Below are 14,651 nucleotides of genomic sequence, written 5' to 3'. Positions count from 1 at the left end.
TGGGATTTTAAAATCCCAAAAGCCTTTCGACCCCAATTATTTGACTGCTACCCCTTGACAGGTCAAGACAGTATCTACGGGGGCTACGCCAACGAAGAGGATCGCACTTTTATCCAAACAACCGCTGCTGCCCGTTTGCCGCATCTTTCCCGGCATAAATCTCGCGCGTTCCCTTGGGAATATAAATCCAATCGAATTCTTGCAAGCGGTTTGTTAAATTGGAAATGCTCACTCCCAATTCATCTCTCATTTTGTATAAATGCGACCACTTAGTTAAATCGCGTCCCTGTCTTTTTTCCTCCAAAATACACCGAGGCATCAACAAACAGCTTGCAAAATATTGCGCTTGCCATTCGATCGACAAAACCTTATTATCAGCACTCGCACCCCGACAAACAAACGGTTCCTCGACATCCTGGGCGGTTTTTCCTTCATTGCCCAAGTTTAATTCCAACTGTTCCACAGTGCCGTCTGCTTCGTCTTGATTGACGTGTAGCACCCAGTGGCCGATTTCGTGGGCGATCGTCGATTCGATGAAACCCGGCGGTTTTTCGAGAATCTGTTCGTTGATTTCGATTAACCGCTGCTGTGGCAAAATCCTCGCCGCGATCGCACCCTCTTCATCCGGCTCAATGCACTCCCAAACTACGCCCAAATCCAGAAAATCAGCAACCGTTGTCGCATCAAAAGGCCATCTCGGAGCAAAATTTTGCGTTTTCTGCATCTGCATCAAGATGTCATTTGCCAAACGCTCGATCGTTTCTTTGGGATAGAAGCAATACGGCTTAAAAATACTCACTATGAGGGGCCTCTCTTACGCTTCAAAAGACTGTTTGAGCCAATCTGGATTTTCTTGCATCCGGCGGAAAAGAGCCTGCATTTCCTTCGGATTCTGCTTCAGCAGCGCTTCGTACTGCTGCGGCAGCCTCCCCGCCAAGAAAATCAATTCCTCTTCGTTTATGTCTAGATTTCGCGCTAATGCTCGGATTACGTCCTCTTTTGGCGCATAATCCGCTCGATCGTTCTCCAACTTCGACAAATAAGTAAAGTCCACACTTAGCATACCTGCTAGCTCACGTTGTGAGTAAGCCTTGTCCTTGCGAGCTTGACGGATCAGTCTTCCAAATGTTTGTTCCACGGTTTTTCGCCTCCTGACAAGCATTCTAGCCTGTTTTGATGAAAAGTTCAACAAAATACTTGACGGGAAAATCAACCCGCGCTACCATAAGGTTAGTTGACGCTTTAATCAACTAAATAACCCTGACTGGTAGGGTTAAGGGTACAAACTAGCCTAGCTCATACGCTACATATAGCGTCGTCAACTGTAGAGGAGTGAGAAGCGCTGGGCGTCAAAACGCTTGTACGCAGCAAATAAGGAGGAGCAGATAGCAAATGCTGAGAACCTGGACAGACACGCATTACAAGCTCGAAGACGATGACTGGCTATACATCGCCACCCACGAAGAACAAAGCTCAGCCTCACTGGTTTGTCCCGGCTACGCGCGGGATGGCGAAGGCTTCAGCATCCACTTCACCCCAGCGCACCTAGAAACGTTAGAGCATTTGCTCGCCGCGCTGCGGATTATCAAAGCTCAACAAGAGGCGGTGCTTGAGTATACCTATCCAGAACCAAAAGCGACAACACATCTCATTAGGTAATGGAAGGAAGAAGGAAGAAGGAAGAAGGAAGAAGGAAGAAAAATAATTCGAGTGTTGTGAGTTCCCAATTCCCAATTACCGATTCCTAATAGTCAGAACATAAATCAATAATTAAGGAAAAACGAACAATGACTACTAAAACACAAGAAAGACCTACATTTTCAGTATTTGGTGCCAAACCGAGCAATGCTTTGCTAGTACCAGAAATCCCGATCGCAGTACGTAACAATTGCCAGGCCGGCCAGTGGACAATTGGCGATACAGACTACGGTTCCAAGTGTTCCATGACAATCCTCAAATTCTCCAAATTCTTCGGTTCCCTCGGTCAAACTTCCCACACACTGTGGGGTCAACTGTGGTTTGTCGCAGAAAGTGGCGAACTGCCGCAAGGAGTTGTCATGGTGACATACATCAAAAACCGCAGCTTGAACGATTTTAACCGTTTGGTAGCATCAGTTCAATCTCGCGGCGTAGAACCTGCAACCGGAATTTTTGTTCCCGAATTTGTCAAGCATTCCGGTCAAAAACCAGACGACAGCGGAGTAGTAAAACCGATTAACTACTACAGCTTGAAATGGTCTTGGATGGAGCGTAAAGACTGGGGAGTAATCGACCAAGCCGCAGCAGTTTTGTCAGATTCTAGCAATCAATCGCGGATGATTGACTTAGAAGGAACAAAAGCTATGGTGTGTTTAGATAACCTGCCGGCGCAGCAAGTTGCCTGCTTGATGGCCGCTCACGCTGGCGGTGAAAGCGATGCTCTTGCTTTGAATTCCAACGGCGGTATGTCGCTACCGCCAGCGGAAGACAAATCAACTGCTGACTTGTTCTAATTCTGTTGTAAAGGCGCGATTAAATCGCGCCTTTACCATAACTGTTACAACGCATAATGAAATGAAGAAATTAACGAATCTAAAAACCCAACCCAACCTCCAAGAAAGCCGTTTGAAAGAGAATCTTGAGCTGCTAGACCAAATTCGGGCAGACGCAGTTAACGACATCGAAAGTCTCACCGAAGACTTCCAACACATGACTTTAGTTGCCGAATCTGTCCAGCGGAATTACCGAGCTTTGTTAGCAGAAAATCAATTGCTAAAAGGCACACTCTTAAGTATAATTGATGAGTGCGGCTGCGGGCAAGGAAATCGGTGCGATCGCTGCTGGAAAATTCTCAAAATTCTAGGTATTGCCAATCCAGAAGAAAAACCCGACGCAGCCACAAAGTACCGTTCCCTTCTCAGCCAACTCCGCAACTTAGAATAACTGAAAACGTTTCATTCACAAGTGTCGAAAAGTTATAATCAGGAGAAGCAAAAATTATGACAATAGCAACTGCCAAGGATACCAAAGCCCAAATTTTGCAAAACTTTCAGCAGATTTTAGCAGACAAAAAAAAGATCGAATCTAAAGTCGAAACCAAAGAACAGTCAGCCGAAAAAGCCAAGAACAAACAACTCCTCGAAGTCGCCTCCACCTACACAATTGACAGCATCGTCAAAGGCTTAGCAGACTTACAATTAGATTTCGGCAGCATCACCAGCGGACTTTCCGAAAAACTGAAGGCGGAATCTTCAAAATTAGACGAATTAAAACGCGCCATCGAAATTGAAGCCGCACAATTGCAAGAGTTGCAGCAAATCAGAGTTGTAGCAGACGCCCTCCACATTTTAACTCAAGAGCACCGAGAAAAACTGACCCTGCTCCAACAAAACAGCGCCAACCAGCGCGAACTTATCGAAAAAGACACCACCCAAAAACGCAAAATTTGGGAAAAAGAACAGCAAGAATTTGAGGCAGCAGTTCAAGAAGAAACTGCACTCATAACTAAAAAGCGTCAGGAAGAAACAGCCGATTACCAATACGAATTAGAACGCACCCGCAAAATCGAAACCGACGAATACGAAGAAACGAAGCGCAAACTAGAACGGGACTTGCAAGAATCTACCCGCGAAAAAGAAAAAAATTGGGTGGAACGGGAAAAAGTCCTCAGCGACAATCAAGCGGAGTTTGAAGAGAATCAAAGAAAAGTCGCCGGATTTGAAGAAGAACTCAAGCAGACTTACGTCAAAGCCAAAGAAGAAGCAATTCAAGAAGTTTCCCGCGAAGCTAAAGTCAAGGCAGATTTAGTGGAGAAAGAATGGGAAGGAAGCAAGCAGGGATATGAATTGAAAGTGCAATCTCTACTGCAGACAATTGAGCGACAAACCGAACAAATCGCCGAAATCTCTACACAATTGCAAGCGACGATGAAGCAAGCGCAAGACTTGGCACTGAAAGCTTTTGCTACCAAAGCTTAAGGTTTGTAGCTCAATTTTGGATAATAATAGGCGGTTGAAACCGCTCAAGAGTCAAACAAAATCCGCCGATGCGGACTAACAAAGTTAGGAGATGAAAGCGATGGCGAGAATGAATGACAAAAATACGAAGGCTGAAATATTAGAAGCTTATAAACAGTTGGAACAGGAAAAAAATGCACTAGATTCGCAACTGAAGCAGCTTAATAACGATAAATCGGCCAATATTTATCAACCAGAAATCGCAATCCAAGAACTAGCAATAGCGGAAGCAAGAAAAGCAATGGCTTTAACTGAAAGCAAACAAAAAATGCAGGGGACGATCGACAATTTAATCTTACTGCAATTTGGCTTCGGTGCCGCTGTCAGCGAACTGTCGGAAAAACTGACAACAGAAGCGTCTAAACTGGGGGAATTGCAGCGAACTGTCGGCGACGAAATCCAACAACTGCAAGAGTTGCATAGTTTAGAAGATGTTGCAGAAGATACGCTGGACAATTTAATCCAACAATACGAAGAAAGCGCCAAAACATTTAGTGCGGAACTCAGCGAACAGCGCGAAACTGTTGAACAGGAATTGTTGGAACGCCGGCAAGCTTGGGAAAAAGAGCAGGAACTGCAAAAGTTGACCGTTAAGGAACGCAATGAGAATCAGCAAAAAGCTCGCCAGCGGGATGAAGAGTTGTATGCTTACGATTTGAATCTTCAGCGAAATCTCGACATCGAGGAATACCAACAGCGCCAGAAAAGGCTGTATCAAGAAATCGAAGAGTTTCAGCAAGAACAGGAGAAACAGTGGGCGGAACGCGAAAAATCAATTTCTGAACGGGAAAAACTTTATGCTGAGGTTAAAGCTAAGGTAGAAGCTTTCCCGAAAGAACTGGAAGCTAATATCAAGAACGGGAAAGATAACGGTCGCAATATTGGCAATTATCAAGCTAAAGTTAAGGCGGATTTGTCTGCTAAAGATATCGAAGGGCAAAAGCAAAATTATGAACTGCAAATTCAAGGGATGTTGCAGACAATTCAAAATCAAGATGCGCGCCTTGCTAGCTTGTCGAAACAACTAGATTCTGCTTTGAAACAGGTTCAAGATTTGGCGGTGAAGGCGATTGAGGGAGCATCGAATTTGAGTTCTTTGCAAGCAGTCAGGGAAATTGCGATCGAACAAGCGAAGACTCAGCAGAAAAATAAGTAGATCGGACTCGGCGGTTGAAACTGGGGCTACACCAACGAAGTAGATAAGAGTCGGCGGTTGAAACGGCTGCATAGAGTCAAACTCTCGTTAGCGGAGGCGGACTGGGAGAAGTAGGGTGCGCCTCGGCGCACCTTACGCTATTTTGAGAAAAAACTAGCTTTGCTTAGTGGAGTTTTCAAACTGTCCACTCGCTGCGAGTCTTTCTTGAGGCTCAAACCCTATCTACAGCGTTATAGTTTTTAGTAAAAAGTTCGATCGCACTGTTCACTTATCGAAACTGTCCCTTCCTCTCCTGACCGCTTCACTCACGCTATCTATTCTTTAAGTTAATGAACCAAAAGATATATTTGACTTAGAGGCACTATGCAGAAACAAATCATACGCCAAAAAGATACTAATGCTTGGATACTTCAGTGCTGGGTTTCTTTTATTCTTGCCCTTTCCGCAACTACTGTAGGTATCATTTATTTACAGGTAGACCCTTGGCAAAAAGCTTTTATGGGTATGGGTTTAACTTTTTCAGTCGGCTCGTCTTTTACTTTAGCAAAAACCATTCGCGATAACAACGAGGCAACAACATTAACTGCCAGAATCGACGAAGCTAGAGTTGAGAAAATTCTCGCTGAACACCATCCTCTCAAATAAATTTGACTATACAATGTATACAAAAAACAGCCCGCGCGGGCTGTTTTTGTTGTTTGAGCCACAGGTTTCAAGCTGCGGATGGGAATTGGGGATTTCAATGGCTACCTTTGAACTTACGATCGCGCAACTTATTCTTTTGTCGCTGGCGAATACCGGCCTTAACTGTCGCCATATCCACCGGAAAACCAACGACAGGCATCACCTGATCCTTGCGTTCTTCTTCCAGATTCTTGAGTTCGGTGTAATCAACCCAGTGAATGCAATTCACCGGACAAGTGTCGATCGCCTCAGCAATCAACTCTTCAGAATCCCCGTCTTGTCGAACTACGCGCGATCGACCGTAATCCGGTTCAATATAAAAAGTATTGCGAGCAACGTGAGCGCAGTGCTTGCAGCCAATGCAGGTAATCTCATCAACATAGACACCTTTTTGGCGCAACACGCCGCCCAACTCCGGTTCCAAACCAGAGCGATCGGGCGCATCCCGCAAAAATCCTCCCAACTCCGGCTCTAAACCAGAGCGATCGCTTGCTGTATCTATTCCGAGTCCAGAAAGCTCAGACATTTAGACCCCCACAATAGTAAATAAGTCCGCGAAAGCGGACTTTGATGAGACAAGATTGCACAAATCTCGAAAAATTATTAAGCGCACCAGCGTTGCACCACCAAGCGGAGCGAACCGTCTTGATTTTGCTTTTGCTCAGAAATTTGGAAACCCTGCTTAGCGCTTTCATTCACCACAGTATGGTAAGCGTAGCGCTGAGTCACCTTATTCAGAAAACGGTCTACAGACCAAGCTTGCTGCCAAAACTGCAAGTCAGCCACCAATTCATACTCAGTCCCGTTCCAGCTAAAACCTACGTCGTAGCCATTTTTTTGCTCAATCACGACCTCAGCGGTGCTGGTTAGGCCGCGATAGCCGCGCACCTCAGTCGGGCCCGACTTCCAGTCGATACCCAAGTCAGTTAAAGCAGCTTCCAAAGAATTCAAATTGCGGATCTGGGTCTTAATTTGGCTAAAATGTGACATGGTGGTTCCAAAAAAACTTAAGTGAACTCAACAAAAAAAATTACCAATCGCTAAAAGCCACTTGGGCCGTCGCTTCGGCTGACTGATGCAGCGCTTGCGTGAAATATTCAGATGTTGACTCTTGGTGAAGCACCACGCCGAGCTGAGCTTCAATTGCAGCCGTTACCTCAGCACAGGAAGCACCTACAATGCCGGTGACTGTTTCCTGTACGCGGCCATCTGGATAGATCACAAACTCTAGTGTTTCCATAATTCGGGCTGACTGAATAGGAATATTGAGAACAGACACCGACACCAGCAAGCCAGGGACGATGCCTCCTGAAGTAGCTTCTTGAGAGTTGGCTGACTGACAAAGCGCTATATCAATTTTGACGAATTGATAGGTTTTGAGTCACAACTTAACAGAACTTATTAATAGGTAGAAGCAATACATCAGTTGTATGTAAAGTTTCGCGTAGATCGTGACAGCAGTCAAGTCAGTCTATTTGATGAGATTTGAGATTGGAGAGTCAGGAAGAAGGAAGAGGGGATGAACCGCAGAGGGCGCAGAGGACGCAGAGGGAAGAAGGCAGAAGGTAAAAGGCAGAAGGCAAAACGCAAAAATATAAATTCCCCCACTCCCCCTTTAATTTCCTCTGGGATCTAAAACGTCTCGTAGGCCATCGCCCAAAAGGTTGAAACCCAAAACAGTCAAAGTAATCAGCAAACCTGGAAACACGATCGTCCAAGGAGACGAAAGAGCGTATCCGCCCTTAAAAGCATCAGAAAGCATCGTCCCCAACTCAGGAACCGGCGGCTGTGCGCCCAAACCCAAAAAACCCAAACCGGCAGCTTCTAGTGTTGCCGTACCAGTCGAAAGAGTTGCTTGTACAACTAGAGGCGCCAGACTTCCCGGCAAAATGTGGCGAAAAATAATCCGCAAGTCGCTGGCGCCCAAGGCCTTGACAGCCAAAACAAATTCTTGTTCCCGCAGAGACAGCACCATACTGCGAGTTAAGCGGATGTAAATCGGAATTTGCACGAGGCTGACGGCGATAATTACGCTTTGCAGGCTCGGCCCGGTGACGGTAACAACGCCGATCGCCAGTAAAATCGAAGGAAAAGCTAACAAAATATCCGCCAAAGTGCCGATCGCCATTTCCAGCAACCCCCGAAAATACCCGGCCACCAGCCCCAAAAGCGCTCCCACAATTAAACCCGCACCCACAGAAACCAGGCTGACGACTAAAGAGATCCCCAATCCGTGCCACACCCGCACCAACAAATCTCGCCCCAAACCGTCGGTGCCAAACCAATGTTTAGCGCTAGGAGCCACCAAGCGCGACAAATAATCTCGATCGACCGCCGGATCGTAAGGGGAAAGTAGGGGGGCCAACAGTGCCGAGATCATCAGCGTTAAAGTCAAAATTAAGCCGATTTTCCCCGAAGTCGATCGCCAAAATCGTTGAAAAGCTGGTTGTGGAAATACTAAGTTTTTATTCAATCTTCGATTTTCCATCGAATGCTGTCACCAAAAAACAGAGGACTTGGGCAACTATTAGGATAAATTAACGATCGCGATCGCAGAAATACGTTAACAAGACTTCTTCCGGGAGACCAAAAACTCGGTGCGTGTATTACCGTCCACATCCAATTGCATTTTTCGCGCCAAATGGCGAATGCCTGAGTCCTTCCTTAAAGACCCTTTAAGATATAGAGAACAAGATAAATTTAAAAGCACAATGACATCAATCCTACTCAAAACCTCAGCTCGATCGCCCCTCAACGCCCCAACAATCCGCCATTTCCCCAACGGCCTCACCGTTATAGCCGAACACTTGCCGGTCGATGCGGTTAACCTCAGCGTGTGGCTCAATTTAGGCTCAGCCGTCGAACCCGACGACATTAACGGCATGGCTCACTTTTTAGAACACATGATTTTTAAGGGAACTCCCAGCATTCCCAGTGGCGAATTTGAGCGCGCGATCGAGCAACGCGGCGCTGTCACCAATGCTGCCACCAGCCAAGATTACACTAACTATTACATCACCACAGCTCCTAAAGATTTTGCCGAACTAGCTCCCCTGCAAGTCGATGTGTTGCTCAACGCCAGCATTCCCGACGACGCCTTCGATCGAGAAAGGCTGGTAGTCTTAGAAGAAATTAGACGATCGGAAGACAATCCCCGCCGCCGCACCTATCAGCGATCGATGGAATTAGCATTTGAAGTCCTGCCCTACAAGCGACCGGTACTCGGCCCGACTGCGGTAATCGAACAGCTTACCGCGCAACAAATGCGGGATTTCCACAGCAGCAGATATCACCCAGGGGCCATGACAGCCGTAGCTGTCGGCAATTTGCCAGTCGAGCAACTAATAGAAATTGTCGCAGACAGTTTTGCAGCAAAAAGTACAGCACAAAACAACAAAATAAATGTGCCTGCTGTCGGCAACTTTCACCCAGAATCCCAAATCCTGAACTACGGCCAAGAATCGCCGTTTACAGAAACAGTCCGCCGCGAATTTGTAGACTCTGCCCTTCAGCAAGCCCGACTGATCGTGATGTGGCGAGTGCCAGGTTTCATGGAAATGTCCGAAACTTATGCCCTCGACGTTTTGGCGACAATATTGGGTCACGGCCGCACAACTCGCTTGGTTCAGGATTTGCGGGAAGAAAAAGGGCTAGTCTCGTCAATTTCGGTCAGCAACATGACTCAGCGGCTCGGCGGCGTATTCTCGATTTCCGCTCAACTAGCAACAGAAAACTTGGCAGCAGTGGAAGCTGCGATCGTCCAACACATCCGCACTCTCCAAACTGAACTGGTAACAGATGCCGAAATTTCCCGCATCCGCACTCAAGTAGCAAATCGGTTTATCTTTGGTAACGAAACTCCGAGCGATCGAGCAAGTTTGTACGGTTACTATCAGTCGATGGTAGGAGATATCGCTCCTGCCCTCAACTATGCCGCCTGCATCCAAGCTCAGACTGCCGAGGATCTCCGAGAAGCCGCCGTCAAATATCTCTCTCCCGACGCAATGGGTGTTGTGGTAATTCGCCCCGACGAAGCATAAATTGGTCGATCGCCTCAACAGGGCAATTCTCCCATCCCTCTGCTTTTGAGCCATCCAACGGCATTCGGCATTCGGCAGAAACAATGTCAGCGCGCACGAGGGATTTTTAGTCAATAGTGCGTGAAATTAGATCGGCCCTCGCCTTGAAGGTTTTGTATCAAATAATTAATATGAAGCCTTTAAGGTACGGACGATCGGCAAAATAACCGTAATTTTATGAGACGAGAAACTGGGAATTATTGACGAGTCAGCAATTTAGTCTAGGGAAGCCGGATCGATCGGCGATCGTAACTCTAAAATCTAAAATCTAAAATCTAAAATCTAAAATCTAAAATCGATTGCTCGGCAAAATTACCGTAATTTTATGAGACGATAAACTGGGAATTATGGACGAGCAAGCAATTTAGTCTAGGGAAACCAGATTTATCGGCGATCGTAATTCTAAAATCTAAAATCTAACATCTAGAATCTAAAATCGATTGACAGGGGCACGCAAGCATGAAATTACAAAACTTTCTCAACTCAAAAATTAGGTACGATGCCAAAGCAATTGCTGCAGACGACGAACTCAGTGGTCAAATTCAAAGCCGCCTCATTGACCTGGGTTTACTGAAGCCTCCCGTAGACGGGGAATTTGGCCCTCTCTCTACTGCTGCACTCCACCGATTTCAAACTCTGATGAAGTGTGGCGAACCGGGTTTTTTGGGAGCAGTCACAGCCAAAAAGCTAATCGAAACCAAACCAGGGGAGATTATCACACCTCCCCTGATCCTGAAAACGCTTAGAGACACGATTTTGAAATCGAAACCGCTGGCGTCTTCTCAACTTCAGGACTCGGAAAAACAAGTAATACCAGCCGGAAAAGAGTTTGAGATCCTGGCTTTTGCTCCGGCTCGCGGTCACATCAGAGTTGCTTTCCGCAACGAGTCTTTCAAAGGTTCAGGAATTTGGTATGTTTTTGGGGCACACGCTCAAATTACTCAAGACAGCGTTCTGTTTTTTCCCAAACCTAATCCCCCAACTGTAAGGCTGGGCATTCCTTACCGATCGCAAATGGATAACTTGAACAATCCTACAGGTTCTTGCAATGTAACTTCATTAGCGATGTGTATGGACTTTTTGAAAGTGCCACGGCGTAAACAAACCGGGCAATATGAAGACGAACTGTACGAATATGCGATCGCCAAAGGTTACAGTCGCTGGGACCCCTACGATTTAGCAAAGATTGTTAGAGATTACGGCGCTCAAGATTTCTTTACCGAGAATGCAACTATTGATGACGTTCAAGATTGGCTAGCCAGCGGAAATCCCGCTGTCATCCACGGATACTTCACGTCTTTCGGTCACATTATAGTTGCATCAGGCTATGACAGCGAGGGATTCTTCGTTCACGATCCCTATGGCGAGTGGTTCCGAACTGGCTACGATACAAGTATCAGCGGTGCTTACTTGCACTATACTTACCGCTTAATCCGCAGCCTCTGTATGCCTGACGGGAATTTCTGGGTTCATTTTATCTCAAATCATTGTTAAGATTCATTAGTCATTAGTCATTAGCTAAGAGATAAGTTACCTCTGGAATTATTCGGCGATTCAAATCGCTTAATAGTCAAATGAAGTCGGAGTTGAGGGAGACTAAAAAGTAAAATGGCTATTAAAATTGATTTGGTATTGGCAATATTTTCTATCACTCATGACTGCTGACTAATGACTAATGACTCTGAATTTTCATGCTCAAATCCAGCCAAGTCGAGCGCGTAATCGGAGCACTGGTAGAAATATAGTCCACTCCGGTTTCGGCTACACTTCTAATTGTTTCTAAAGTAACATTGCCGGAAGCTTCAATTTTTACCAGATCGCTCTTTTGGCGAATTATTCCCACAGCCTGCCTCATCAAATCAAAGGACATATTATCCAACATGATAATATCGGCTTTGTGCTGCAAAGCTGTCTCTACCTCAGCCAGAGTTTCGGTTTCGACTTCGATCGTCAGCGGATAGGGGATAGAATTGCGAATTAGGGCGATCGCCTCTGCAATTCCTCCAGCCGCCGCAATGTGATTATCTTTAATCATCACCGCGTCATCTAATCCCATCCGGTGATTGCAAGCACCGCCGACTTGAGTTGCGTATTTTTCCAACAATCTCAACCCCGGTGTTGTCTTGCGCGTATCCACTAATTGCACTGGCAAATCGGCAATTTTGTCAACATATTTTTGAGTTAAAGTAGCGATGCCGCTCAAACGCATTGCTAAGTTTAATGCTACTCTTTCTCCGGTTAGCAGCGCGTCGAAATTGCCGGAAATCTCGGCAATTACTTCTCCTTTTTCGCACAGTTTCCCTTCCGGTACTTGGGGGATGAAACTGAGGCTGCTGTCTAAAAGTTTAAATGTGCGATCGGCAATTGGCAATCCCGCAATGACTCCCGCTTCTTTGACAATCCATTTAGCTGTACCCTGGATGCTGTTTGCGGGAAATAAGGCCGATGTTGTGCGATCGCCCCTACCGATATCTTCTAGTAGCCAGTTGTGCAAAAGGGAGTCTAAAACAATCCAAGGCGGTAATATTGCTGTCATGTTTTTGTTGGTTCTTATATCAAGATCATATCTACTAGGAAGAATAGTCGATCGGGCGATTTTAGGCAAGTTGCACAATTATGATGATGTTAGTGCGATCGGGATTTGGGTAGAGTGAGGGCGATCGGGCTAGATGATGGGGTATTCTGTTGCTGACATTGGGTGTTGGTGCTTTAATGGAATAGATAGGGCGATCGCGAGCAGAAACCATGATACAGCCAGTCATTTTAGAAAAATTAGCAGAACTCCCTGAGTCTCTTCAGACAGAAGTGCTTCATTACATTGAGTTTTTGATTGAAAAGCAGGCTAAAAACTCAACTCAAGAAAAGCCAACAAAGCGAAGCGGACTTGGAATGTGGAAAGGTAAAATCTGGATGTCTGATGATTTTGATGAACCTCTCGAAGATTTAAAGGATTATCTGTAAGAATAAATTCACAAATATTCTACTTTTGTAAAACTGAGTGAAACATCTATGAAGCGCAAAGCTATCGTACTGGGTGCTGGGATCAAAGGAACTGCTATTGCTGTACTTCTCTCTTTGACAGACGAGTTTGAGATTCGACTTGTTGACCAAGATAAAGTTGCTTCTGGGACGACTTCGACTAATCATGGGCGACTACATTTAGGTACATCAGGTTGGCGAACAGAAACTGATGACTTAATCAGGAGGCGAATGCTGGGATCTTCATTGATGCGTCAGCTACCTGCGATAACTACCTGCTTATCGGAAGGTCATTACTGCGTTGAAAGGGAGGAGGAATTAGTGGCATTCATTTCCAAGTGTGATGCCAACCAAATTCCTTATCGTGTGCTTTCAAGAAACGAGATCGAGAATGAATGGATCAACATCGATCAATTTAGCACCGTTGTTCAAGTGCCTGAATTCTCCTTCAACCCTGCTAGAGTTGCAGGTCGTTTTGCTCAATCCTTTGAAAACCAAGGTGGAACATTGTTACCAAGCCAGAGAGCAATACGGGTACATCGACAAGATCATACAGTTTTCCTTGAATTAGAAAATGGTAAGTCGCTGGAAGCCGATGTCATTATCAATGCCAGTACGAGGTGGTGCAATACAGTAACAATCACGGACGGCAATCCTTTATTTACTGTTGAATGGTTTCGTTGGAGGCTTCTATGTCTGCGGTCAGAAGGATTCATCCCACTTAAGCAAGTAACTGTCATAGTTGAGCCAACCAAGAAAGCTCCGAGTGCTATTCCACATGAACGATGGATCACGATTGACTGCAAGACTGATCTAGAGCAGTTAGACTCTCCAGAAGGGGAGCAAAATGCAGGTTGGCGACCGATCGATCTGAAAAACCCAATTGACTATGAGCTTTATTCAACTGGATACGATTATTTCCAACCTTTGCGGCAACTACGGCAACTTTCAGATTCAGAACTTCAAAACCAGCTTTTCTCTATGTCAGGAGTACACGGTAGGTTGGTTGGCGATCCTCCAGGCAGTGTAAATAAAGTTTATTCTACTGATAGTTGCCCAAATTATTTTGTGACGTTCGGTGGGCAAGCAAGTACCGCTGTACTTGATGCTATTGAGACAATTGAGCATCTCGCAAAATTGGGAGTTTGTCGTGAAGTGAATCGCGGGCATTTAATTCAACAATTGGCGCACTCCCTCGCAGTTGAACCTTTACCAAATTCCACTGGCATGATATGGGAGCAGCAAGAAGCAGCGTAATCATGGGGTGAAGCAGACAAGCAAGAGACAAGCTGTGTAGATTTTTTCAATTTGCCTGTCAAACATTTGACCCCCCAATTAAAATAAAGACCACTGAAAGAGTTAATTATTATGACTATTCGTGATATCACGGCAAAATTGCAGCCACTTCCAGAATCATTCTTGCCAGAAGTCAGCGACTTCATAGACTTTGTGATGCACAAGCACCAAAATAGAATAGCTGAACCCCAACTCCCAGACGATATTGCCAAAGCTTGGGCAAAAAGGTTCGAGGAAGTCGATCGCTACTTACAACAAAATTGTGTGTACCGCATATAAATGGAATATGCTGTATCTACTTCAATCTCATCCAAAGCTGGTTGAAGATATTTCCGATTCCGCAATAATCTTTGGGATTTCCTAGGCTGATTTCTTTGATAAATTTCTTGCCCATTCCTATTCCTCAAACGAATTTAACCCCTGATTACCTATTTTCTTCTGCTTAGAGTGACAGAAGAGCGC

The 14,651-nt window shown here is 45.5% G+C and carries 19 protein-coding genes; 11 read left to right on the top strand and 8 right to left on the bottom strand.

Features of this window, described 5'->3' with window-relative positions; all coding sequences use genetic code 11:
• Positions 1 to 109 precede the first annotated feature (109 nt).
• Complete coding sequence (locus tag QUA25_RS05525) at positions 110 to 799, bottom strand: ImmA/IrrE family metallo-endopeptidase (protein ID WP_333036198.1); 690 nt, start codon at positions 797 to 799, stop codon at positions 110 to 112.
• A 15-nt stretch (positions 800 to 814) separates the two neighbouring features.
• Positions 815 to 1,138, bottom strand: a complete 324-nt coding sequence (locus tag QUA25_RS05520) for a helix-turn-helix domain-containing protein (protein ID WP_293262723.1) — start codon at positions 1,136 to 1,138, stop codon at positions 815 to 817.
• A gap of 254 nt (positions 1,139 to 1,392) precedes the next feature.
• Between QUA25_RS05520 and QUA25_RS05515 the strand changes: the two genes are divergently transcribed.
• The 6 genes from QUA25_RS05515 (at position 1,393) to QUA25_RS05490 (ending at position 5,796) form a co-directional block, all read left to right on the top strand.
• Complete coding sequence (locus QUA25_RS05515) at positions 1,393 to 1,659, top strand: hypothetical protein (protein WP_190662273.1); 267 nt, start codon at positions 1,393 to 1,395, stop codon at positions 1,657 to 1,659.
• Positions 1,660 to 1,787: 128 nt separating this feature from the next.
• Complete coding sequence (locus tag QUA25_RS05510) at positions 1,788 to 2,492, top strand: hypothetical protein (RefSeq protein WP_333036194.1); 705 nt, start codon at positions 1,788 to 1,790, stop codon at positions 2,490 to 2,492.
• Between the two features lie 61 nt (positions 2,493 to 2,553).
• Positions 2,554 to 2,922 (top strand): hypothetical protein, encoded by a 369-nt coding sequence (locus QUA25_RS05505; RefSeq protein WP_333036192.1) that lies wholly within the window; start codon positions 2,554 to 2,556, stop codon positions 2,920 to 2,922.
• Positions 2,923 to 2,978: 56 nt separating this feature from the next.
• Positions 2,979 to 3,956 carry a hypothetical protein gene (locus tag QUA25_RS05500; protein WP_333036191.1) on the top strand — a complete coding sequence of 326 codons (978 nt, stop codon included), beginning with the start codon at positions 2,979 to 2,981 and terminating at the stop codon, positions 3,954 to 3,956.
• A 100-nt stretch (positions 3,957 to 4,056) separates the two neighbouring features.
• Positions 4,057 to 5,151, top strand: coding sequence for a hypothetical protein (locus tag QUA25_RS05495; RefSeq protein ID WP_333036189.1), 1,095 nt, complete (start codon positions 4,057 to 4,059; stop codon positions 5,149 to 5,151).
• 363 nt (positions 5,152 to 5,514) lie between these two features.
• Positions 5,515 to 5,796, top strand: coding sequence for a YiaA/YiaB family inner membrane protein (locus tag QUA25_RS05490; RefSeq protein ID WP_333036187.1), 282 nt, complete (start codon positions 5,515 to 5,517; stop codon positions 5,794 to 5,796).
• A gap of 94 nt (positions 5,797 to 5,890) precedes the next feature.
• On the opposite strand, the gene QUA25_RS05485 is transcribed toward QUA25_RS05490, so the two are convergent.
• The 4 genes from QUA25_RS05485 to QUA25_RS05470 all read right to left on the bottom strand — a co-directional run bounded on the left by QUA25_RS05485 (position 5,891) and on the right by QUA25_RS05470 (position 8,308).
• A complete protein-coding gene (locus QUA25_RS05485; protein WP_006634894.1) occupies positions 5,891 to 6,361 on the bottom strand; it encodes a ferredoxin in 471 nt (156 codons plus the stop codon).
• A gap of 77 nt (positions 6,362 to 6,438) precedes the next feature.
• Complete coding sequence (locus tag QUA25_RS05480; RefSeq protein WP_242716193.1) at positions 6,439 to 6,825, bottom strand: DUF1257 domain-containing protein; 387 nt, start codon at positions 6,823 to 6,825, stop codon at positions 6,439 to 6,441.
• Positions 6,826 to 6,865: 40 nt separating this feature from the next.
• Positions 6,866 to 7,075 carry a DUF2997 domain-containing protein gene (locus QUA25_RS05475; protein WP_015176940.1) on the bottom strand — a complete coding sequence of 70 codons (210 nt, stop codon included), beginning with the start codon at positions 7,073 to 7,075 and terminating at the stop codon, positions 6,866 to 6,868.
• A 375-nt stretch (positions 7,076 to 7,450) separates the two neighbouring features.
• The gene (locus QUA25_RS05470; protein ID WP_333036184.1) at positions 7,451 to 8,308 is read right to left on the bottom strand and encodes an ABC transporter permease; all 858 of its coding nucleotides are present in this window, start codon (positions 8,306 to 8,308) and stop codon (positions 7,451 to 7,453) included.
• A 238-nt stretch (positions 8,309 to 8,546) separates the two neighbouring features.
• Between QUA25_RS05470 and QUA25_RS05465 the strand changes: the two genes are divergently transcribed.
• Both QUA25_RS05465 and QUA25_RS05460 read left to right on the top strand, forming a co-directional pair.
• On the top strand, positions 8,547 to 9,875 hold the full coding sequence (locus QUA25_RS05465; protein WP_333036182.1) for a pitrilysin family protein: 1,329 nt from the start codon (positions 8,547 to 8,549) through the stop codon (positions 9,873 to 9,875).
• Positions 9,876 to 10,373: 498 nt separating this feature from the next.
• On the top strand, positions 10,374 to 11,408 hold the full coding sequence (locus tag QUA25_RS05460) for a C39 family peptidase (protein ID WP_333036181.1): 1,035 nt from the start codon (positions 10,374 to 10,376) through the stop codon (positions 11,406 to 11,408).
• Between the two features lie 178 nt (positions 11,409 to 11,586).
• Here the strand turns inward: QUA25_RS05460 and nadC are convergent, their stop codons facing one another.
• Both nadC and QUA25_RS05450 read right to left on the bottom strand, forming a co-directional pair.
• The gene (gene nadC / locus QUA25_RS05455; RefSeq protein ID WP_333036179.1) at positions 11,587 to 12,450 is read right to left on the bottom strand and encodes a carboxylating nicotinate-nucleotide diphosphorylase; all 864 of its coding nucleotides are present in this window, start codon (positions 12,448 to 12,450) and stop codon (positions 11,587 to 11,589) included.
• Between the two features lie 61 nt (positions 12,451 to 12,511).
• A complete protein-coding gene (locus QUA25_RS05450) occupies positions 12,512 to 12,661 on the bottom strand; it encodes a hypothetical protein (RefSeq protein WP_333036177.1) in 150 nt (49 codons plus the stop codon).
• Here QUA25_RS05450 and vapB point away from each other — a divergent pair.
• From vapB to QUA25_RS05435, 3 genes are all read left to right on the top strand, one after another.
• Positions 12,660 to 12,875 (top strand): type II toxin-antitoxin system VapB family antitoxin, encoded by a 216-nt coding sequence (gene vapB, locus QUA25_RS05445; RefSeq protein WP_333036176.1) that lies wholly within the window; start codon positions 12,660 to 12,662, stop codon positions 12,873 to 12,875. The two genes, QUA25_RS05450 and vapB, sit on opposite strands and share 2 nt — an antisense overlap.
• Before the next feature lie 48 nt (positions 12,876 to 12,923).
• The gene (locus QUA25_RS05440) at positions 12,924 to 14,150 is read left to right on the top strand and encodes an FAD-dependent oxidoreductase (protein WP_333036175.1); all 1,227 of its coding nucleotides are present in this window, start codon (positions 12,924 to 12,926) and stop codon (positions 14,148 to 14,150) included.
• A gap of 111 nt (positions 14,151 to 14,261) precedes the next feature.
• Entirely contained in the window at positions 14,262 to 14,468 is a 207-nt protein-coding gene (locus tag QUA25_RS05435; protein WP_333036174.1) for a hypothetical protein, read from the top strand.
• The last annotated feature ends 183 nt before the right edge of the window (positions 14,469 to 14,651 follow it).

The sequence above is a fragment of the Microcoleus sp. Pol17C6 genome, assembly GCF_036701145.1.
Classification (GTDB): Bacteria; Cyanobacteriota; Cyanobacteriia; order Cyanobacteriales; family Microcoleaceae; genus Microcoleus.
The sequence above is the reverse complement of the archived record's forward strand: the minus strand, read 5'-3'. Positions and strand labels throughout refer to the sequence as shown.